A 22245-nucleotide genomic window follows, 5' to 3' on the forward strand; every position below is an offset into this window, starting at 1 on the left:
CTTAAAAGAGCTCCTATGTTATCTCCAGCTTGTGCTTGGTCTAGTAATTTTCTGAACATCTCTACTCCTGTTACTATTAACTTTCTTGGAGCTTCAGCAAGACCTACTAGATCTACTTCATCTTGAACTTTTAGTATACCTCTCTCAACTCTACCTGTAGCAACTGTTCCTCTACCAGTTATTGAGAATACGTCCTCAACTGGCATTAAGAAGTCTTTATCTATATCTCTCTCTGGAGATGGTATATACTCATCTATTTGCTCAAATAGGTCAACTATTTTGTCTCCCCACTCGCTTGCTGGATCTTCAAGAGCCATTAAAGCTGATCCTTTAACTATTGGAGTGTCATCTCCTGGGAAATCGTACTCTGATAATAAGTCTCTAACTTCCATTTCAACTAACTCTAATAACTCTTCGTCGTCTACCATGTCGCATTTGTTTAAGAATACAACGATGTATGGTACACCAACTTGTCTAGATAGTACTATATGCTCTCTTGTTTGAGGCATTGGTCCATCAGTTGCAGAAACAACTAGTATAGCACCGTCCATTTGTGCTGCTCCTGTGATCATGTTTTTAACGTAGTCAGCATGTCCTGGGCAGTCAACGTGAGCGTAGTGTCTGTTAGGAGTCTCATACTCAACGTGAGTTGTAGATATTGTGATTCCTCTTTCTCTTTCTTCTGGAGCTTTATCTATATTAGCGAAGTCTACTGCTTCTCCTAATTGATATCTTGCATGTAATGTTTTTGTTATAGCTGCTGTTAAAGTAGTTTTACCATGGTCAACGTGACCTATAGTTCCTATATTAACATGGGGCTTAGTTCTTTCGTATTTAGATTTAGCCATTTTTACTTTCCTCCCTTTATTTACATGCTAGGTGGAATTGACCACCTAGCCATTGTTTTTAGATTTTTATTTTTATATTTTTTATATTAAAAAATTTAATAACTTGTTGTATTTATCTTCCTTCAGCTATTTTCTTAGCTACAGAAGCTGGAACTTGCTCGTAGTGGTCGAATATCATAGTGTATGTTGCACGACCTTGAGTAGCAGATCTAAGATCTGTAGAGTATCCAAACATTTCTGAAAGTGGAACGAATGCATTTATAACTTGAGCACCGCTTCTAGCTTCCATACCTTGGATTAATCCTCTTCTAGAGTTTAAGTCACCCATTACGTCTCCCATGTAATCCTCTGGAGTAACAACTTCAACCTTGAAGTAAGGCTCAAGAAGTACTGAATTACCTTTCTTAAGAGCGTCTTTGAATGCCATAGAACCTGCCATTTTGAAGGCCATCTCTGAAGAGTCAACCTCATGGTAAGATCCATCGTATAGTTGAACACCAACATCAACAACTGGATACCCAGCTATAACACCTGCATGCATAGCTCCTTGGATACCTTGATCAACTGGTCCAACATACTCTTTAGGTACAGATCCTCCAACAGTTTTGTTTTCGAATTTGTATCCTTCACCTGGCTCAAGTGGATTAACTCTGATCTTAACGTGACCGTATTGACCTCTACCACCTGATTGTTTAGAGTATTTGTACTCAACATCAACAGGTTGTGTGATAGTTTCTCTGTAAGCAACTTGTGGGTCACCAACATTTGCTTCAACTTTAAACTCTCTAAGAAGTCTATCAACGATAACTTCTAGGTGAAGCTCACCCATACCACCGATTATAGTTTGTCCTGTTTCCTGATCACTTCTAACTCTGAAAGTTGGATCTTCTTCAGCAAGCTTTTGAAGAGCAACACCCATCTTTTCTTGAGCGGCTTTTGATTTAGGTTCAATAGCAACATCTATAACTGGCTCAGGGAATTCCATTGATTCAAGTATTATTGGTGCAGAAGCGTCACATAAAGAGTCTCCTGTAGTTGTATCTTTAAGACCAACTGCCGCTGCGATATCTCCGGCAAATACTTTAGTTATTTCTTCTCTAGTGTTCGCATGCATTTGTAGTATACGACCAATTCTTTCTCTTTTGCCCTTAGTTGAGTTAAGAACATAAGATCCAGATTCTAGTGTTCCAGAATAAACTCTGAAGAATGCTAATTTACCAACAAATGGGTCAGTCATTATCTTGAATGCAAGAGCTGAAAATGGCTCTTCATCAGAAGCATGTCTTTCTGACTCTTCTCCATCTGGTAAAACTCCTTTTATAGAAGCTATATCAGTTGGAGCTGGTAAATAATCTATAACAGCATCTATAAGTAACTGAACACCTTTGTTTCTGTAAGCAGTACCACAGAATACTGGGTTCATTTCACAAGCTATAGTAGCTTTTCTTATAGCTATTTTTAACTCTTCTTTAGTTATTTCTTCACCTTCAAGGTACTTAAGCATTAATTCTTCATCAGTCTCAGCAGTTGCTTCAACTAATTTTTCTCTATACTCAGCAGCTATATCTTTTAAATCTTCAGGTATTTCAGTTATTTCCATATCAATACCTAAATCATCTTTGTATATAACAGCATTCATTTCTATTAAATCAACAATACCTGAGAAATAATCTTCTTTACCTATTGGTAGTTGTAGTGGCACAGCATTTGATGCTAGTCTGTCCTTCATCATTCCAACAACGTTTAAGAAGTCTGCTCCAGTTCTGTCCATTTTGTTTACAAACGCTATTCTTGGTACTCCGTAAGTTTCTGCTTGTCTCCATACGTTCTCAGATTGAGGTTCAACCCCACTCTTAGCACAGAATACTGCAACAGAACCATCAAGTACTCTAAGAGATCTTTCAACCTCAACTGTAAAGTCCACGTGCCCTGGAGTATCTATAACGTTTATTCTATGGTCTTTCCATGTAGCAGTAGTAGCGGCAGAAGTAATTGTTATACCTCTTTCCTTCTCTTGCTCCATCCAGTCCATTTGAGAAGCTCCTTCATGAGTCTCCCCTATTTTATGTGTTTGCCCAGTATAAAACAGGATTCTTTCTGTAGTAGTTGTTTTACCTGCATCTATATGAGCCATGATTCCTATATTCCTTGTTCTTTCCAAAGGAAACTTTCTATCCATGGTCCTTCCTCCTTATGATATCCTAAATTTATAAGATATCTGTATATACTACCATCTGTAATGTGCAAACGCTCTGTTAGCATCTGCCATTTTATGAGTATCTTCTTTCTTCTTAACTGAGGCTCCTGTATTGTTAGCTGCGTCCATTATTTCTTTAGCAAGCTTATCAACCATTCCTCTTTCTCCACGATCTCTCGTATATTTTACTAACCATCTTAAACCTAAAGTTTGTCTTCTCTCAGGTCTAACCTCGATTGGCACTTGATAGTTAGCTCCACCAACTCTTCTAGCTTTAACTTCTAGAACTGGCATTATGTTCTCCATAGCTGCTTCAAATACTTCAAGAGCATCCTCTCCTGTATTATCTGCTACTATTGCAAAAGCATCATAAACGATCTTTTGAGCTTTTCCTCTTTTTCCATCTATCATTAAGTTATTAATCAACTTAGTAACTACCGTACTTCCATACATTGGATCTGGTAAAACGTCTCTCTTTGGAACATTACCTTTTCTTGGCATTCTGCTTCCCTCCTTAAATATTAAATATTAAATCATAGGTACTCGATATGCACTTACATATCGTGATGCCATAAATATATTTCTCTATATTTAAAGCACCTAAACTATAATTAATTTAAACGGTTATTATTTTTTTGCGTCTTTTGGTTTTTTAGCACCGTATTTAGATCTTGATTGCATTCTCTTTTCAACACCTGCAGTATCAAGAGTTCCTCTTAATATATGGTATCTAACTCCTGGAAGGTCTTTAACTCTTCCCCCTCTAATAAGAACAACACTATGTTCTTGTAGGTTGTGTCCTTCTCCTGGTATATAAGCTGAAACCTCTATACCATTAGTAAGTCTAACTCTGGCAACTTTTCTTAACGCTGAGTTAGGTTTTTTAGGAGTAACTGTTTTTACTGATGTACATACTCCTCTTTTTTGTGGAGCACTTATTTCTGTTGCTCTCTTGTCAAGTGAGTTATATCCTCTTTGTAGTGCTGGAGAGTCTGATTTTTTCTCAATAGCTTTTCTACTCTTACGGATTAACTGGTTAATAGTTGGCATTAATCTGCACCTCCTTCTTTTAATTTTAGATCTTAAACAGATCACCAACCGATTCAAAGCTTAGACACATTGACTGCGTCTAACATAGTTTGATGCTTTTAGCTTTAAATTAATATTGTAGCATTTAAAAGCCACTAAGAACCCCGTAGGATCCTTAGTGTACTCATAATTACACACTTAAACATTTTATCATCAGGATAAATGATTGTCAAGATATCTTTTAACTCAGGCCCTTCTTAGGCTTCAACCTTTTCAACTGCTATATTTTTGTATTTTTTCATACCTGTACCAGCTGGTATAAGTTTACCTAATATAACATTCTCTTTAAGGCCGATTAAGTTATCTTCTTTACCCTTTATAGCAGCTTCTGTTAATACTCTAGTTGTCTCTTGGAATGATGCTGCTGATAAGAATGAGTCTGTAGCAAGTGATGCCTTAGTTATTCCAAGAAGTACTCTTGTAGCTTGAGCAGGTCTTAAATCTTGTGCTTCAGCTTCTTCATTGCACTTGTTGAATACTAGAACATCTTCATATCCACCTGGTAGTAAATCTGTATCCCCAGGATCTTCAACTTTAACTTTTGATAACATCTGTCTAACTATAACTTCGATGTGCTTGTCGTTTATATCAACCCCTTGAAGTCTATAAACTCTCTGCACTTCTTTAACTATATATTCTTGAACACCTATAATCCCATTAACTCTTACTATATCGTGAGGGTTAATTGAACCTTGAATTAATGGATCTCCTGCTTTAACCATTTGACCTTGTTTAACTCTTAGTCTTGAACCATAAGGTATAGCATATACTTCTTTTTCGCCTTCACTAGGTATTATTGTTACTTCTTTCTTCTTATCAGATTCATTTATTTCAACTCTACCTGATATTTCTGATATTATAGCAAGGCTCTTTGGTTTTCTGGCTTCAAATAACTCTTCGACCCTTGGAAGACCTTGAGTTATATCTCCACCGGCAACTCCACCTGTATGGAAAGTACGCATTGTAAGCTGAGTACCCGGCTCACCTATTGACTGGGCAGCAATGATACCAACCGCTTCACCAATGTGAACTTCTTTACCTGTAGCAAGGTTTTTACCATAACATTTAGAACAAACACCGTGATTAGTCTTACAGTTAAGAACAGTTCTGATGTGTACCATCTCAATTCCTGCTTCTACAATCATATCTGCTTGATCTTCAGTTATTCTGGAATCTGCTTCTACTATTACTTCTCCAGTTTCTGGATGTTTTATAGCATCAACAACATATCTTCCAACCATTCTATCGTAAAGTTCTTCAATAACTTCATTACCATCTTTTATAGCTAATATTTCTGTTGTATCTTTTGTACCACAGTCTATCTCTCTAACTATAACGTCCTGGCTGACATCAACAAGTCTTCTTGTCAAGTATCCTGACTCCGCTGTACGAAGCGCTGTATCTGAAAGTCCTTTTCTGGCACCGTGAGAAGATGTAAAGTACTCAAGTACTGATAGACCTTCACGGAAGTTTGACTTAACAGGGATCTCCATTGTCTTACCTGATGCATTGGCCATAAGTCCACGCATACCAGCAAGCTGTCTTATCTGGTTTTTAGATCCTCTGGCTCCTGAATGGGCCATTATATACAGGTTATTTAATCTATCAAGACCGTCCATAAGAGCATCTGTTACTTTTTCAGTAGTTTCTGTCCAAGTTTCTATAACTCTTTCATACCTTTCTTCATCAGATATAAGACCTCTTCTGTACGCCTTTTCGTATTTATCTACTTTTTGCTCTGCTTCTGATATATATATTTCCTTCTCTTTTGGAACGTCCATATCAGCTACGGCAACTGTTATACCTGCGATTGTAGAGAATTTAAATCCAAGAGATTTAATGTAGTCTAGTAGTTCAGCAGTTATAGTGTTTCCGTGTCTTATAAAGCATTTATTTATTATTTTACCTAGAGATTTTTTATCAACTAGGAAGTCTACTTCAAGTCCATTAGGATCTTCTTGTCTATCGACAAACCCTAAATCCTGAGGAACACCTTCATTGAATATAAATCTACCAACTGTACTCTCAATAATAGCACTTGTTCCATCTTCATATACTTTTCTCATCTTAACAAGAGCATGAAGGTCTACAGCTTTATTGTAGTAAGCAAGTAATAACTCATTGAAGTCTTTAAATACCATTCCTGTTCCTTTAACACCATCTTGAGCTTCTATTGTTAAATAGTAACTTCCAAGAACCATATCCTGAGACGGAGTAGTTATAGGTGTACCGTCTTTTGGAGCAAGTATATTGTTTACAGAAAGCATTAAGAATCTAGCTTCTGCTTGAGCCTCCACTGATAAAGGAACGTGAACAGCCATTTGGTCACCGTCAAAGTCGGCATTGTAAGCTGTACATACTAGTGGATGTAGTTTTATAGCCTTACCTTCTACTAGAATTGGCTCAAATGCTTGTATACCTAGTCTGTGTAGAGTCGGCGCACGGTTTAGTAGTACAGGATGACTCTTTATTACGTCTTCAAGTACATCCCAAACTTCAGGCTTGACTTTTTCTACTATTGATTTAGCACTTTTTATGTTGTGTGCATAACCTTCTTTAACTAATTTATCCATTACAAATGGTTTAAATAATTCTAATGCCATTTTCTTAGGAAGACCACATTGGTAGAATTTAAGTTCTGGTCCAACAACGATAACAGAACGTCCTGAGTAATCAACACGCTTTCCAAGTAAGTTCTGACGGAAACGTCCTTGTTTACCTTTAAGCATATCTGATAAAGACTTAAGTGGTCTGTTACCAGGTCCAGTTACTGGTCTACCTCTTCTACCATTATCTATAAGAGCATCTACTGCTTCTTGAAGCATTCTTTTTTCATTTCTTACGATGATGTCTGGAGCTCCAAGTTCAAGTAATCTCTTCAATCTATTGTTTCTGTTTATAACTCTTCTATACAGGTCATTTAAATCTGAAGTCGCAAATCTTCCACCATCTAGCTGAACCATAGGTCTTAAATCTGGTGGTATTACAGGTATTGCATCAAGTATCATCCATTCTGGTTTGTTACCAGACTTCTTGAATGCTTCTACAACTTCCAGTCTTCTGATAGTTCTTATTCTTTTTTGCCCTGTACTATCTTTTAATTCTGCTCTAAGTTCTTTACTTTGTTGTTCTAAGTCTATGTTCTTAAGCAGTGCTTTTACAGCTTCAGCACCCATTCCAACTTCGAATGTATTACCGTATTTTTCAAGGGCATCTCTATATTCTTTTTCAGTTAATAACTGCTTAGCGTTAAGTCCAGTCTCACCTGGATTTATAACTACATATGATGCGAAATAAAGTATTTTTTCCAAAAATCTTGGAGACATATCAAGTAAAAGTCCCATTCTACTTGGTATACCTTTAAAATACCATATATGTGACATTGGAGCGGCTAGCTCTATATGTCCCATTCTCTCTCTTCTTACTTTAGATTTTGTTACTTCAACACCACATCTATCACATACCACACCTTTGTATCTTACTCTTCTGTATTTACCACAGTGACACTCCCAGTCCTTTTGTGGTCCAAATATTCTTTCACAGAATAGACCATCTTTTTCTGGTTTTAAAGTACGGTAGTTTATAGTTTCTGGTTTTTTTACTTCCCCTCTAGACCATTGTCTTATCTTCTCCGGAGAAGCTAAAGCTATTTTTATCGACTCAAAATTGTTTAATTCAAACAAGGAGTTCTCTCCCTTCTATTTGATTTTTTCAAAGCACATATGCGGAAATTGCATTATACTGCAATTTCCTATATGTTATAAAAACTTATACATCAAAGTCCTCATTGTCATAGTCTATGACCTTATCATATTCATCATCTTCAGCAAAGTCTTTTAAATCTTCATCATCTATCATTTCTTCATCTGGATCTACTTCTGGCTCTTCTTCAGTCTCACCATCAGTTTCTTCTATAATATGAGACTCTTCTATTTCTCCCATATTATCGATCATATCTAACTCAAATTCTTCTATATTAACATCTTCATCATCTAAAGACTCTTTAACTTCTATTTCTTGATCTTCATCAGTTAATACTTTTACATCCAAGCATAAACTTTGAAGCTCTTTTATTAGAACCTTGAATGATTCTGGTATTCCTGGCTCAGGTATATTTTCACCTTTAACTATCGCTTCGTAAGTTCTAACACGTCCAGCAACGTCATCTGACTTAACAGTAAGTATCTCTTGAAGTATATGAGCAGCTCCATAAGCCTCAAGCGCCCAAACCTCCATCTCTCCGAATCTCTGACCACCAAATTGTGCTTTACCACCAAGAGGTTGTTGAGTTACTAAAGAGTAAGGTCCTGTACTTCTTGCATGTAGCTTATCGTCAACCAAGTGGTGAAGTTTAAGCATGTACATATAACCTACAGTTATCTTGTTGTCAAACGGAATACCTGTTCTACCATCATATAAATCAAGTTTACCGTTTCTTGGATATCCAGCTTCTTCAAGAGCATCCATTATATCAAACTCATTTGCTCCATCAAATACTGATGTTGCAACGTACCAACCAAGTTTCTTAGCAGCAAGACCTAAGTGCATTTCAAGTACCTGACCGATATTCATACGAGATGGTATACCTTGTGGATTAAGAACTATGTCCATAGGAGTTCCGTCTTCCATAAATGGCATGTCTTCTTCAGGTAATACTCTAGAGATAACACCCTTATTACCATGACGACCAGCCATCTTGTCTCCTACTTTTATCTTTCTCTTCTTAGCTATATAACATCTAACAAGTTCATTTACTCCTGGAGATAAATCATCCCCATTTTCTCTAGTAAACAGTTTTATATCTACTATAATTCCTGACTCACCATGAGGTACAGTTAAAGATGTATCTCTAACTTCTCTAGCTTTTTCACCGAAGATAGCTCTAAGTAATCTTTCTTCAGCAGTAAGTTCTGTTTCACCCTTTGGTGTAACTTTACCAACTAGTATGTCTCCTGAATCAACTTCAGCACCTATTCTGATTATACCTCTTTCATCTAGGTTCTTAATAGCACTATCCCCTACATTTGGTATATCTCTAGTGATCTCCTCAGGCCCAAGTTTTGTATCTCTAGCCTCGCACTCATATTCTTCTATATGAATTGTAGACAATCTATCTTCTTTAACTAATTTTTCATTTATTAATATGGCATCCTCGTAGTTATAACCTTCCCATGTCATAAACGCTATAAAGCAGTTTCTTCCAAGGGCAACTTCGCCAAGATCTGTAGCCGGTCCATCAGCTATAACATCTCCTGCAAGGATTTGATCACCTTTACAAATGATCGGAGTTTGGTTTACACAAGTACCAGAGTTTGAACGTTTAAACTTAAGAAGATTGTATCTATCTCTGTTTCCATCTTCTCTCTTTATAATTATTTCATCAGCAGTTACTCTCTCTGCAATTCCTGTGTTTTTAGCAACAACAACGGCTCCTGAGTCTTTAGCTGCTCTGTACTCTATACCAGTACCTATAATTGGTGCCTCTCTTCTAACTAGTGGCACGGCTTGACGCTGCATGTTTGATCCCATTAGGGCACGGTTGGCGTCATCATTTTCTAAGAAAGGTATCATTGCTGTCGCAACAGATACAACTTGCTTAGGCGATATATCCATATAATCAATTTTATCTTGAGTAACAAGTTCAACAGCACCGTTTATAGTTCTACAAACAACTCTGCTATTTACAAATTTGTTGTCGTCAGTTAATGCCTCATTTGCTTGGGCTCTAACGAATAAATCTTCTTCATCAGCAGTTAAGTAGTGTATTTCATCAGTAACTGTCATTGTCTCTTTATCAAACTTTCTGTACGGAGACTCAATAAAACCAAATTCATTGATTTTAGCATAAGTTCCAAGAGAGTTTATAAGTCCTATATTCGGCCCCTCAGGAGTCTCAATCGGACACATTCTTCCATAGTGAGAGTGGTGAACGTCACGCACCTCAAACCCAGCTCTCTCTCTTGAAAGACCACCAGGCCCTAGGGCTGATAATCTTCTCTTATGAGTAAGCTCAGATAGTGGATTTGTTTGATCCATGAACTGAGATAACTGAGAACTACCAAAGAACTCTTTTATTGCAGCTGATACAGGTCTTATGTTAACAAGCGCTTGTGGCGTTATAGCTTCCATATCCTGTACAGTCATTCTTTCTTTTATAACTCTTTCCATTCTAGAGAAACCAATTCTAACTTGGTTTTGTAATAATTCGCCAACAGATCTTATTCTTCTGTTACCAAGGTGGTCAATATCATCTATATTACCTATGTCGTAGAATAAGTTGAATTCGTAATCTATAGAAGCTATTATATCGTCTAACAGTATGTGTTTAGGAACTAATTCTTTTGATCTTAGTTTTAAAGCTTCTTTTATTTCTTCTTCATCTGTGTAGCTGTCTATTATTTCTTTAAGAGTTGGATAATGTACCATCTCTTTAATGTTTAATTCATCTATGTCAAATTTAATATGTGATTTGATATCCACGAAATTATTACCAGTAACCTTTACCCTTTTATCCCCATCAAGTAAAATAGTTACCACGTTAATACCTGAATTTTGTATGTCTTTGGCAACTTCATAAGGGATTTTTTCTCCAGCTTTAACATAAACTTCACCTGTTTCTTGATGTATTACATCATCAGCTGATATTCTATTCATTATTCTATGGCATAAAGATAATTTTTTGTTAAATTTGTATCTACCTACTTTTGCTAAATCATATCTCTTTGGATCAAAGAAAAGTGATTTAAGTAATGATGATGCACTTTCAACAGTTGGTGGTTCACCTGGTCTTAATTTTTTGTAGATTTCAACTAATCCTTCTTCAACAGTACTTGTACTATCTTTCTCAAGAGTTGCGATAAGTCTCTCATCTTCTCCTAGTAAATCAATTATTTCGGAGTCCGAACCTATTCCAAGAGCTCTAAGTAGTACAGTAACAGGTTGCTTTCTTGTTCTGTCAACTCTTACAGATATTACATCATTAGAATCTGTTTCATACTCTAACCATGCACCTCTATTAGGTATTACAGTAGAAGATATAAGTCTCTTACCGTTTTTATCTCTCTCATCTGCATAATACACTCCTGGTGATCTTACAAGCTGACTTACAATAACCCTTTCAGCACCATTAATAATGAAAGTCCCTTTATTAGTCATAAGAGGGAAATCTCCCATAAAGACTTCTTGTTCTTTTATTTCCCCGGTTTCCTTATTAATAAGTCTTACCTTAACTTTTAGAGGCGCACAATATGTAGCATCTCTCTCTTTACATTCTTCTATATCGTACTTTGGTTTTTCATCTAAAGAATAGTCAACAAATTCCAATATAAGATTACCAGTGTAATCTTCTATTGGTGATATATCTTCAAATACTTCTTTTAGACCTTCTTTTAAAAACCACTTATAGGAATCCACTTGAATCTCTATAAGATTTGGCACATCAGCTATTTCCTTTATTTTGGAAAAGCTCATTCGCGTTCTTTTACCTATTGTGACAGGATGTGGCATTCACTTTTCACCTCTCATATAATTAAAAATAAAACAAAAGTTCATTCTAACACATCTAATAATTTTATCATATTGTCAAGTACTTTACAATAAATATTTTATTTTATGTGCAAAGTATATACTTAAATTTCATTTTTACAGTATTTTACACGTATATTAAGTATTATTTACAAATTTTAGAATTTAAACCCCATTTTTTACAAAATATAAATGACTTTCAAATTCCTAGCTAATTTTACCTTTTTCTACATTCTAATTATCCCTAATTCCAATGTTTTAATAATATTATACATATAATAATTATATTTTTTCCTTCATTATATATAGGAAACTTTTGGATGATATTAAAATATCACAAAATTATAATCTATTATTTATTATATTTGGTTTTTTAGTTGGTTATATTTATTAAATTATTACACAAAAGAAGTATTCGATTTATTTCGAATACTTCTTTGTTGGTAAATTAATTGTAATGAATAATTCAGACAAATTTAATAACCAACCCGATTCTTCATTCCCCTGGTATAACTTCCTATCCCCATAAGATGTAGATACCCTATTTAACCCTACTTAAATATTAAAAATAGCTTTTACCTAAATATATGTTTAAATCATACCATAAACTTTATTTAATTTTATCAAAAATGTTGTAAAAATTTTATGCAGTAAAATATACAATTAACCGATGTAAAGTAAGATTAAAATATGTGCTATAATAAATAATAAACCTTGTTATGTATCACTCTTAACAAGGTTTATTCAGCCTATTTAACTTTTCAAATTTAGAACTTTTATATATCATACTTAACTTTAATTGTTCTAAGCATATGTTTGCAACGGTATAAAAAAATGTTAATATGTAAATTGAAAGGATTGATAAATATGAACATAGCTGTTTATTGTGGTGCAAGTTCTGGAAAAAATTATATATATACTGAAAAAGCAGTAGAATTATCTAAGTGGATAGCTTCTAATAACAATACACTAGTTTACGGAGGTGGAAACGTAGGACTTATGGGCCTGATTGCAGATACAGTTTTAGAAAATGGAGGTTCTGCAATTGGTGTTATTCCAACATTTCTAGTAGATAAAGAAATAGCACATCAGGGGTTAACAGAGTTACATACCGTAGAAACTATGCATGAAAGAAAAGCAAAAATGATCTCTCTATCTGATTGTTTTATAGCTTTGCCTGGAGGTCCTGGCACTTTAGAAGAAATAACAGAAGTTATATCCTGGGGAAGAATTGGACAACATGTAAACCCATGCATACTATTTAATACCAATGGTTACTACGATTTACTTAAATCTCAGTATGAGTTAATGGTTGATGAAGGTTTTTTATCTAAAGAAGACAGAGATAAGATACTATTTACTGATTCGTTTAATGAAATTGAAGTTTTCATAAGGGGTTATAAAGCTCCTAAAATAAGAACTTATTAAGTCATTAATTTTTCATTAATTAATAGAAGTTTATATCTTTTTATTACCAGTTATATTTATTAAATTATATGACTTTATAAACAGTATAGTACTTTTAAATCTAATATCTATACTGTTTACCGTTAAACTATTAGAAGTATCTGTTCTGTATTCTAAAATAGAATCTGTTGTGTATTTACTGAATAGCTCTATACAACATTAAAATAGGCATCATTTGTTTTTTTATTAACAAACGATGCCTCATTTATATTTAAAAAATATTTAATTAAAAATCCAACTATTTAGAAGCGCCTTCTAATTGTAAAGCTTCCTTCAAAACTTCAGCTATACTTTTTATTCCTTTAATAATCTTCTCTTCTGGCATATTTGAATAATTAAGTCTAAACGCATTGCTTACACCACCATTTGGGAAGAATCCTCCGCCTGCAACATAAGCAACATTTTTCTCTAAGCACTTATGAAGTAAATCTCTAGTATTTAAGTGATCAGGTATTTCAACCCACGTAAATAGACCTCCCTCAGGATGAGTAAATTTAACTCCTTCTGGGAATTCCTCTTTCATTGTCTTAAGCATAACATCTCTACGCTTAACATAAACATTTTTAATATTGTTAATATGATCATCTAAGCTGTACATATCCATAAATTTGCTAAGTTCCATTTGAGATATAGTAGATGATTGTAAATCTGAACCTTGTTTAGCGAAATTAAATTTAGTTAATATTTCTGGAGAAGCACAAGTCCATCCTATTCTGTAGCCTGGGCAGAATATCTTAGAAAAAGTTCCTAAAAATATTACTAATCCCTTAGTATCCAGAGATTTCAGTGATGGAAGATAATCTCCTTCAAATCTCAACTCTCCATATGGATTGTCCTCAATTACAGGTATTTCATATTTGTTTACTATTTCCATAAACTTATTACGTCTATCAAGAGACCAAGTTCTTCCTGTTGGGTTTTGGAAATCTGGTATTACATAAATCATTTTGACTTTATCAGTAGTTGCTAGTATCTTGTCTAATTCCTCCATTACCATTCCACCATCATCTGTTGGAACATCTATAAACTTTGGTTGATAAGATTTAAAAGCGTTTATAGCTCCTAGGTATGATGGACTTTCACAAAGTATAACATCACCTTCATCGATAAATACTTTACCTGCAAAATCCAGTCCTTGTTGTGAACCACTTGTGATTAATATGTCGTCTTTGTTCACATTAGATTGATATTTATCATTCATTCTTTGAGCAATTTTCTCCCTTAAGGGCTCATATCCTTCTGTAGTAGTGTACTGCATTGCTACTCTACCATTTTCTTCTAACACTGCAACAGATACCTTTTTCATTTCCTCTACAGGAAACATCTCTGGAGCAGGCATTCCTCCAGCGAAAGATATGATTTGAGGCTGTTGTGTAAGCTTCAAAAGTTCACGAATTTCTGATCCTTTTAATCCTTGCATTCTTCTTGCGAAATTTACTGCCATATTAAAGCACCCCCATGAAAATGTTCTTCAGATTGAAGAAACTTTTTTTCATACAATAGAACACAGCTGACAAAATCATTTTGATTTATATATTAAGTTATAATTGTATGCTAGATTAATCCTCTTTTCTAGATAACTTCCTTACTCTTTTTTCTAATGTCTCTCTATCAAGCATTATGAGTCTAGAGCATTTCATACATTTAATCTTTATATCCATGCCTATTCTGGTTATTTCAAACTCCTTGCATCCACAAGCATGCTGTTTTTTTAATTCAACGATGTCTCCTATTTTCAAATCCATCGGCATAGATATTATACCCCCTACCCATAATAGTTTTAAGTAATTTGACAAGTTACTATCATATTACGCTAACCTTAACCTATACTATTTGATTAACTTCTTTATTTCCTTCTTTATTTTTATCTATATGATAAACACCTTTAAAATCAATCTCATTGTCTTTAAGTATCTTTGTAATCTTTTCTAGATCATCTTTTGAAAATCTAACGGAAAGCCCACAACTAGCGGAAATTTCTCTTGGTGTGGGCAACATTGTAATAGCAACTTCGTGCTCTTTTAATAATTTTTCTGATCTTATAGCATGATGAGTTGAATTAAAGGACACGATATACATTTCCTTCATATCGAATTCCTTTCTGATATCTATATTGTTCTTGTATTTTTATTATAATTTATTCAACTTTTTTATAACTATATACTAAAGGCGAAATACTGCCTATTATAAACTAACTTTTCTAAAATTATATTGTTATAGTGTTTGAAGAATTCTTTAGAGATTCAACTATACTATACATATTTGTGACTGTTCCTACCTTGAGCTCGTCCTTTAAATCATAGTAATCAAGACAAGTTCCGCATGATAAAACTTCTACTCCTGCTTCCTCGAGAATCTTAAGGTTTCCTACTGTATCTTCATTTACTGTACTTAGCTTGATTCCACCATTCACTAATAGTATGCTCTTTGGATAAGGTTTTGTCTCAGTTAGGGTATAAACAAACCCTTTTATAAGTACTTCACCTAATTCATCATTTCCTGAACCCATTTTATCTTTTGTGATAAAGATACATCTATTTTCTAGATCATCCTTTTCTTCTACTATAGCATCTGCTATTTCACATATTTCTCCATTTTTAACAATTTCTATAGTTATAAGCTCTTCTTCATCTTTAACTATATTTGACTCTAAGTTTAAAGATTTAGCTAATTTTAGTAAGTTTTCCTTCGCCATCTTATTATCAACAGTCGTAACTACAACTCCATCGCTTATTTTTTCTAGCTCTTTTTTTGTATGTATAACTGGTTTAGGGCATGCTAAACCTCTAGCGTCTACTTCTACTCTCATATTAAAATCTCCTCTATATTAAAGTTAAATTTCATTATATCTATACATAATAATAGTATCATATATATAACTTTAGTGTTATAGATTGTATCTATACATATATAGATGTATCTTTACTATATAATTTCGAGATCTTTATACATATCTAATCCTTTTTGATAATATTCTAGCTCTTTATCTTTTGATATATCTGAGTATATTCTACCTAAATCTATATACATTCCCGCCAGAACCTTTTTATCTCCCAAAATAGACACTATTTCTATGCTCTTAGTTAAGTATTCTACAGATAAATTTGATTCTCCTTGTTCTCTACAAATATCAGAATATTTTTTAAGTACTTTATATTCACTTATTTTATCCTTATTTTTAATAGAAGAAGCTAAAGCTAGCTTACAATATTTTTTAGCGATTGAAAAATCACCTTTTTGTATATATGCATCAATAATTTTAAACAGACCTTCCATCATATGATCATCACAAGAATCTGTTTTTATATCGTATGCCTTTTTGGAATACTCAATTACTTTATCCACGTTTCCTGTATATGAGTACACATCAGAAATATTTAGATAAACATCTGCAAGTATATTCTTATTGTTATCACTATCTAATAATTTCAATGCCTTTCTAAATAATACCATAGATTCTTCTAACTTGCCTAACTTAAATAAGTTATTGGCCTTTAAAACTAAAATTTCAACTTCACTTTCTACACCATTTTTGCAATCTAACTCGTTTACTTTTTCTACATAATATAAAGATTTATCAGGCTTATTTATTTTTATAAAACATAAAGCCATGTTGCTGTATAAATCCTTATATGCATTAAAATCCTCAAATTCATTCTCACCTATAATTTCTTCAGCAAATTTAAAATGCGTAATTGCAACGCTGTACAGCTTTTGTTTCATGTATACCTTACCTATATTCAAATAACAGTTAAATATACTAATCGTGTCATTTTTTCTTATAAAGAAATATAAAGCTTTCTCAAAGTTTACAACTGATGAATCAAACTGACCTTGTTTTAATCTTATATTGGCTAACAAAAAGCTACATCTACCGTAATTTTCAACTAAATCATACTTTTTGCATATTTCTAAAGTTTTATTTATCGTTTCTTCTGCTTCATATAGTTTATCTGTGTTTATGTAAATTTCGATTTTTAGAATCAAGTTATCTGTTAGTTTTTTGGATTGTATTTCTTTGTTTTCAAGTAAGTATTCAACACTAACGCCTAACTTTTCACTCAGATATTCAAGTAAATCATAACTTGTGTGAGATTTGTCTCTTTCTATATGACTTATTTGAGCAGCAGTTATTCTATCACCTGCAAGTTCCTTTAATGTCATATTTTTTTCTTTTCTAAGTTTTTTTATTTTTTCACCAAGACTCAATATTTCCATATTATTATCACCTCTTGAAGACGTCATTTATAATATAATTATAACTTATATTATTTTAAAACACTACTTAATTTGATAATATTGTAATTTTTACATATTTTTATCATTATAAAAAATTTTTTACAAATAAATCTGATTCCAATAGTTACATTTTCTTAATATGATAATTTGTATACATATATACAAATTACACTTTAGTTCCATTTTTGTATTATATTATACAAATTATAAGTTTATGGTATAATAGATAAAAAGAAAGAGGTGTTTAGATATGTTAAAAAAGAAAATTCTATTAATATTAAGTATACTATCAGTTGCAGTATTCGCATTCGGATGTAGCAATAATAACAAATCTGAAAGCAATCAAACAGATAACAACAATAATAAAAGTGTAGAAGAACCTGCTTCAGACGATAAAGATTCTGAAGATAATGATGCAACTAATGATGATTCTAAAGATAAAGATACTAGTAAAGATACTACAGTCTCAAAAGACAGTGGAGACAAGACTACAAACAATAAAAAAGAGGAAACTAACGCATCGGTATTCTCTATTGATCTAGACAATGGCTCTCTAGTTAAAAATGATGTAAAATTATCTTCTGTGGATGCGAGCTCTCTATACAAGGAGCTAATAAATCAAAAGGTAATCCCTAGTTCAAGCCTTAATTCATTTGAAAAGAAAGATGTTGAAGGGTCAACAGTAGGTTTCTTAGACGTAAGTTCAAGCTTTATGAACAGTAATCTTGGCAGTGATGCAGAGACACTTACATTAGATGCAGTAGCTAAAACATTTAAAGAAAATCTTGGTGTTAGCAAAATAAAACTTACAGTAGATGGTAAAAACTACGAAAGTGGCCATATAGCACTAGAGGAAAATGACTATTTATAATATATTGACTATACATTAAACAGTTGGAAAGAAATAAAGGCGATGGAATTTGGTCGTGAGATCGCAATCAACTTGGGCTAGATTTACGCAACCATTTCCTATCGCCTTTTTATCATTTCAGTTAACTTTTCCGATTTTATCATTACTACAAAATAATTGAGATACAAGAAATCTAAAATTATTTAAAGAACTTACTCTCTATTCTCAGATATCTTTTTCAAAGCTTTTATTGCTTTATCTATATCATATGTTGTATTAAAATAACCTATACTAAATCTAACAGCACCTTGTCCTAGTGTTCCAAGCGTAGTATGAGCTAGTGGTGAACAGTGAATTCCAGATCTTGTGGCTATATCAAACTCATCATCTAGTATAAAAGTTACTTCTCCTGAATCCATGTTTCCAATATTTATTGCTATAACCGCTGCTCTTTTTTTACTGTCTTCAGGACCGTATATTTCTATATTTTCAATTTCTTTTAATTTATCTAGCATGTATTGACACAACTCTTCTTCATGCACTCTTATTTTTTCTATACCTTTATCTAGAACAAATTTAACACCTTCATTTAATCCTACTATGCCTGGTGTATTATGTGTTCCTGATTCATATTTATCGGGAAATAATTCTGGCTGAGTTAGCTCTTCTGATTTACTTCCTGTACCACCCTCTTTTAATATATCTAACTTAAGATCTTCTCTTACATAAAGAACCCCTGTCCCCTGTGGTCCAAAAAGACATTTATGCCCTGGCATTGCCAACATATCTATGTTCATATCTTTTACATCTATATTATAAACACCAGCCGTTTGAGATGCATCTACTAAATACAAAATACCATGTTTTTTAGCTATACCACCTACAGATTTTATATCTACCAATGTTCCACACACATTTGAAGCGTGAGTAGTTACTATTAGCTTAGTATTTTCTTTAATTGCTTTTTCTACGTCTTCTGGATTTAAAAAACCATCTTTATCACAATCAACTACTGTATTTTCTACTCCTTTGCTTTCAAGCGCTTTTATAGGTCTTATTACAGAGTTGTGTTCCATACTAGTAGTAATTACATGATCTCCCTTTTTTAAGACTCCTTTTATTGCTAAATTTAGTGAATCTGTAGCATTATGAGTAAATACTATTGTCATCGGATTATCTACATTGAAAAGTTTTGCAAGATTTTCTCTAGCATCGTAAATTTTTCTAGCAGATTTCATAGCTAATTTGTGGCCTGCTCTGCCTGGATTTGCACAGTAATTTTTCATACAATCATAAACTGCATCGTATACCTCTTCAGGTTTTGGATATGTAGTTGCTGCATTGTCAAAATAAATCATCTCTAATTCCTCCAGTTATATGAATTTATTACTACTCTATAATCATTGAAATTATATTATTTAAATCCTCGTCATTGTAGTACTCTATCTCTATTTTACCTTTTCTTTTACCTCTAGATATATTTACTTTTGTTCCAAATACATTCATAAGTTTATCTTCTACATCTACGATAAACATATCTTTTTCTTCTTTTGATTTTTGGGGAGCTTCAACTTCTTTACCTTCACATATTTTTTTTGCTATAGCTTCAATTTCTCTTACAGATAATTCTTCATCAACTATTCTCTGCGCTAATTTGATTTGCACTTCTTTATCTGTGATTTTTAGAAGGGCCTTACCATGCCCCGCTGTGATTTTTCCAACATCTATCATATCCCTTACTTCTTCACAAAGATTTAGTAATCTTAGTGTATTTGTAATATGAGGTCTACTTTTACCGACTGCTTCTGATATCTCCTCTTGAGTAACATTGTAATTATCAATTAAACCTTTATAAGCTACTGCCTCTTCAATAGAGTTTAAATTTTCTCTTTGAAGGTTTTCGATTAACGCTATTTCCATTACGCTTTTCATAGGTATATCTTTTACTACTGCTGGTATATCTTTCTTTTTTGCAAGTTTTGAAGCTCTATATCTTCTTTCTCCTGCTATTATCATATATTTATTATCATTATCAGGCTTTAATACTATAGGTTGTAATACTCCATGATTTTTTATAGATTCACTTAGAATTTCTATTTTATCTTGATCAAAAACCTTTCTTGGCTGAGAACTATTAGGATATATCTTATCTATGTCAATATTAACTATATCTTTTTGATTTATTTCCTCATTTATTTCAGGTATTAGAGCACTAAGACCTCTACCGAGTCTATTTGTTCTCTTTGTCTTCTTCTCCATCTATATCTCATCCTCCTCTAAAAATATAAACTCTTCAGCAAGTTCTTGATAAGCTAAAGAACCTTTACATCTGCTATCATAATAAATAGCTGGCTTTCCGTGACTTGGTGCTTCGGCTAGTCTTACATTTCTAGGAATTAAGCTAGTATATACGCTACCTTTAAAGTATTTTTTAACCTCTTCTACTACTTGTATTGATAGATTTGCTCTACCATCAAACATACTAAGTACAACGCCTTGTATTTCTAAATTAGGATTTAATCTTGATTTTACTAGTTTTATTGTCTCCATAAGTTGACTTACCCCTTCAAGTGCATAATACTCACACTGTATCGGTATAAGTACACTATTTACTGCAGTAAGTGAGTTAATAGTTAACATCCCAAGTGAAGGAGGACAATCTATAAATATGTAATCATAATTATCTTTAACACCAGATAAAGCTTTTTTTAGTATAAATTCTCTTTCATCAATTTTTGAAAGCTCTATTTCCGCACCTGCTAATTCCGTTGCTGATGCTACTACATCTACATTTTCAAATTCTGTTGTTATTATAGCCTCTTTTAAGTCGACACCATCTAACATTACTTCGTATATTGTATTTTCGACTTCATTTTTATCAATTCCATATCCACTAGTAGTATTACCTTGCGGATCTAAGTCGAGAACAAGTACTTTTTTGCCCATTTGTGCAATACTTGCGCTTAAATTTACATTTGTAGTGGTTTTTCCAACGCCGCCTTTTTGGTTAAAAACAGCAATAACTTTTCCCATGGGATTCACCTCTCTATTTGCTTTTGATTATCCATTAATGCTTAATAGTATAAACTATATTTTTCATTATAAATACTTTACCATAAATACATATGATGATAATTTATAATAAAAAAAGACTACTGAACACAGTAATCTCTATTTTTTAGGGATCTTAACAACGACCTCCATATAATCTCCCTTATCTATCTCATTATATTTAGCTTCAATACCTGTATTAGTTATAGCATCAAAGGCTTGCTTTAAAGTATTTAGGTATATTCTTATACTCATCGCACCCTTTATATTCTGTTTTTTATCTTGCTCTTTACCATTATTGTTTAGATCTTCTAGGATGTCTTTAATTAACTTCTCTGTTTTCTTAACTGTTAGTTCGTTTTTTATTACTTTATCTAATACCTGTAACATCAGTTCTTCGTTAGGTAACTTTAGAAACGCTCTTGCATGTCTTTCAGTCAGGTTATTTTCTATCAAGCTGGATTTTATTTCATTCGGCAATTTTAATATTCTTAGCTTGTTGGCTATGGTCGATTGGTTTTTACCCAACTTTTCAGCTAACTGTTGTTGAGTAAACTGATGCTCCCTTATTAAATTATCATAACCTATAGATTCCTCAATAAAATTTAGGTCTTCCCTCTGCAGATTTTCTAATAAAGCTAAAACTGCAGATGATTCATCATCCATGTTGTTGACAATAGCCGGAATAGTTTCTAAGCCCGCAAGCTTTGCAGCTCTGTATCTTCTTTCACCTGCAATCAATTCATATTTATCATCTTTTGCTCGAACTGTTATTGGTTGAAGTATTCCATACGCCTTTATAGAATTACTCAATTCCTCCAATGAAACTTGTGAAAAAACCTTTCTCGGCTGATATGGATTTGGTACTATATTAACTACAGCTATCTCTATAACTCTTTTTTCTTCCATAACATACCTCTCTTATTAGATATAAATATAATTTAGTATATAAAGTTAATTTCTTCATCAACTTTAATAAA

The 22245-nt window shown here is 33.1% G+C and carries 17 protein-coding genes; 2 read left to right on the plus strand and 15 right to left on the minus strand.

What is annotated here, in order from left to right; all coding sequences use genetic code 11:
- The 6 genes from KQI18_RS12910 to rpoB form a co-directional block, all read right to left on the minus strand.
- Nucleotides 1-848, minus strand: an 848-nt coding sequence (locus KQI18_RS12910; protein WP_216468349.1) for an elongation factor Tu, incomplete at its 3' end; no start/stop codon positions are given.
- Nucleotides 849-960: 112 nt separating this feature from the next.
- Nucleotides 961-3027, minus strand: coding sequence for an elongation factor G (gene fusA, locus KQI18_RS12915; protein ID WP_216468350.1), 2067 nt, complete (start codon nucleotides 3025-3027; stop codon nucleotides 961-963).
- Nucleotides 3028-3075: 48 nt separating this feature from the next.
- On the minus strand, nucleotides 3076-3546 hold the full coding sequence (gene rpsG / locus KQI18_RS12920; RefSeq protein ID WP_216468351.1) for a 30S ribosomal protein S7: 471 nt from the start codon (nucleotides 3544-3546) through the stop codon (nucleotides 3076-3078).
- Between the two features lie 126 nt (nucleotides 3547-3672).
- Entirely contained in the window at nucleotides 3673-4095 is a 423-nt protein-coding gene (rpsL, locus tag KQI18_RS12925; RefSeq protein WP_216468352.1) for a 30S ribosomal protein S12, read from the minus strand.
- A 236-nt stretch (nucleotides 4096-4331) separates the two neighbouring features.
- A complete protein-coding gene (gene rpoC, locus KQI18_RS12930; protein ID WP_216468353.1) occupies nucleotides 4332-7817 on the minus strand; it encodes a DNA-directed RNA polymerase subunit beta' in 3486 nt (1161 codons plus the stop codon).
- An 85-nt stretch (nucleotides 7818-7902) separates the two neighbouring features.
- Entirely contained in the window at nucleotides 7903-11640 is a 3738-nt protein-coding gene (rpoB, locus tag KQI18_RS12935) for a DNA-directed RNA polymerase subunit beta (protein WP_216468354.1), read from the minus strand.
- 885 nt (nucleotides 11641-12525) lie between these two features.
- Between rpoB and KQI18_RS12940 the strand changes: the two genes are divergently transcribed.
- Nucleotides 12526-13086, plus strand: a complete 561-nt coding sequence (locus KQI18_RS12940; RefSeq protein ID WP_216468355.1) for a TIGR00730 family Rossman fold protein — start codon at nucleotides 12526-12528, stop codon at nucleotides 13084-13086.
- Nucleotides 13087-13363: 277 nt separating this feature from the next.
- On the opposite strand, the gene KQI18_RS12945 is transcribed toward KQI18_RS12940, so the two are convergent.
- The 5 genes from KQI18_RS12945 to KQI18_RS12965 all read right to left on the minus strand — a co-directional run bounded on the left by KQI18_RS12945 (nucleotide 13364) and on the right by KQI18_RS12965 (nucleotide 17343).
- Nucleotides 13364-14569 (minus strand): PLP-dependent aminotransferase family protein, encoded by a 1206-nt coding sequence (locus KQI18_RS12945; RefSeq protein ID WP_216468356.1) that lies wholly within the window; start codon nucleotides 14567-14569, stop codon nucleotides 13364-13366.
- A gap of 115 nt (nucleotides 14570-14684) precedes the next feature.
- Nucleotides 14685-14876 carry a DUF951 domain-containing protein gene (locus tag KQI18_RS12950; protein ID WP_216468357.1) on the minus strand — a complete coding sequence of 64 codons (192 nt, stop codon included), beginning with the start codon at nucleotides 14874-14876 and terminating at the stop codon, nucleotides 14685-14687.
- 73 nt (nucleotides 14877-14949) lie between these two features.
- Nucleotides 14950-15213, minus strand: coding sequence for a DUF3343 domain-containing protein (locus KQI18_RS12955; RefSeq protein ID WP_216468358.1), 264 nt, complete (start codon nucleotides 15211-15213; stop codon nucleotides 14950-14952).
- A 118-nt stretch (nucleotides 15214-15331) separates the two neighbouring features.
- Nucleotides 15332-15934: a sulfurtransferase-like selenium metabolism protein YedF gene (yedF, locus tag KQI18_RS12960; RefSeq protein ID WP_216468359.1), complete on the minus strand. Its 603-nt coding sequence runs from the start codon at nucleotides 15932-15934 to the stop codon at nucleotides 15332-15334.
- A gap of 116 nt (nucleotides 15935-16050) precedes the next feature.
- Entirely contained in the window at nucleotides 16051-17343 is a 1293-nt protein-coding gene (locus KQI18_RS12965) for a helix-turn-helix domain-containing protein (RefSeq protein ID WP_216468360.1), read from the minus strand.
- A gap of 271 nt (nucleotides 17344-17614) precedes the next feature.
- Here KQI18_RS12965 and KQI18_RS12970 point away from each other — a divergent pair, with 271 nt between their 5' ends.
- The gene (locus tag KQI18_RS12970) at nucleotides 17615-18235 is read left to right on the plus strand and encodes a GerMN domain-containing protein (protein WP_216468361.1); all 621 of its coding nucleotides are present in this window, start codon (nucleotides 17615-17617) and stop codon (nucleotides 18233-18235) included.
- A gap of 191 nt (nucleotides 18236-18426) precedes the next feature.
- Here KQI18_RS12970 and KQI18_RS12975 read toward each other — a convergent pair whose 3' ends face one another.
- The 4 genes from KQI18_RS12975 to noc form a co-directional block, all read right to left on the minus strand.
- Nucleotides 18427-19572 carry an aminotransferase class V-fold PLP-dependent enzyme gene (locus tag KQI18_RS12975; protein WP_216468362.1) on the minus strand — a complete coding sequence of 382 codons (1146 nt, stop codon included), beginning with the start codon at nucleotides 19570-19572 and terminating at the stop codon, nucleotides 18427-18429.
- Between the two features lie 31 nt (nucleotides 19573-19603).
- A complete protein-coding gene (locus tag KQI18_RS12980) occupies nucleotides 19604-20473 on the minus strand; it encodes a ParB/RepB/Spo0J family partition protein (protein WP_216468363.1) in 870 nt (289 codons plus the stop codon).
- Nucleotides 20474-21247 carry a ParA family protein gene (locus KQI18_RS12985; protein WP_216468364.1) on the minus strand — a complete coding sequence of 258 codons (774 nt, stop codon included), beginning with the start codon at nucleotides 21245-21247 and terminating at the stop codon, nucleotides 20474-20476. It lies immediately after the preceding gene.
- Nucleotides 21248-21385: 138 nt separating this feature from the next.
- Entirely contained in the window at nucleotides 21386-22174 is a 789-nt protein-coding gene (noc, locus tag KQI18_RS12990; protein ID WP_216468365.1) for a nucleoid occlusion protein, read from the minus strand.
- Nucleotides 22175-22245 lie beyond the last annotated feature (71 nt).

Source organism: Metaclostridioides mangenotii, from assembly GCF_018917235.1.
Taxonomy (GTDB): Bacteria; Bacillota; Clostridia; order Peptostreptococcales; family Peptostreptococcaceae; genus Metaclostridioides.

Bases quoted from the DNA above. Each gene is read 5' to 3' on its own strand.
- noc (WP_216468365.1), bottom strand. From the start codon at position 22,174: ATGGAAGAAAAAAGAGTTATAGAGATAGCTGTAGTTAATATAGTACCA.
- KQI18_RS12945 (WP_216468356.1), bottom strand. From the start codon at position 14,569: ATGGCAGTAAATTTCGCAAGAAGAATGCAAGGATTAAAAGGATCAGAA.
- KQI18_RS12955 (WP_216468358.1), bottom strand. From the start codon at position 15,213: ATGAAGGAAATGTATATCGTGTCCTTTAATTCAACTCATCATGCTATA.
- rpsG (WP_216468351.1), bottom strand. From the start codon at position 3,546: ATGCCAAGAAAAGGTAATGTTCCAAAGAGAGACGTTTTACCAGATCCA.
- KQI18_RS12940 (WP_216468355.1), top strand. From the start codon at position 12,526: ATGAACATAGCTGTTTATTGTGGTGCAAGTTCTGGAAAAAATTATATA.
- rpoB (WP_216468354.1), bottom strand. From the start codon at position 11,640: ATGCCACATCCTGTCACAATAGGTAAAAGAACGCGAATGAGCTTTTCC.
- rpsL (WP_216468352.1), bottom strand. From the start codon at position 4,095: ATGCCAACTATTAACCAGTTAATCCGTAAGAGTAGAAAAGCTATTGAG.
- KQI18_RS12975 (WP_216468362.1), bottom strand. From the start codon at position 19,572: ATGATTTATTTTGACAATGCAGCAACTACATATCCAAAACCTGAAGAG.
- KQI18_RS12985 (WP_216468364.1), bottom strand. From the start codon at position 21,247: ATGGGAAAAGTTATTGCTGTTTTTAACCAAAAAGGCGGCGTTGGAAAA.
- KQI18_RS12970 (WP_216468361.1), top strand. From the start codon at position 17,615: ATGTTAAAAAAGAAAATTCTATTAATATTAAGTATACTATCAGTTGCA.
- KQI18_RS12965 (WP_216468360.1), bottom strand. From the start codon at position 17,343: ATGGAAATATTGAGTCTTGGTGAAAAAATAAAAAAACTTAGAAAAGAA.
- KQI18_RS12950 (WP_216468357.1), bottom strand. From the start codon at position 14,876: ATGCCGATGGATTTGAAAATAGGAGACATCGTTGAATTAAAAAAACAG.
- yedF (WP_216468359.1), bottom strand. From the start codon at position 15,934: ATGAGAGTAGAAGTAGACGCTAGAGGTTTAGCATGCCCTAAACCAGTT.
- fusA (WP_216468350.1), bottom strand. From the start codon at position 3,027: ATGGATAGAAAGTTTCCTTTGGAAAGAACAAGGAATATAGGAATCATG.
- KQI18_RS12980 (WP_216468363.1), bottom strand. From the start codon at position 20,473: ATGGAGAAGAAGACAAAGAGAACAAATAGACTCGGTAGAGGTCTTAGT.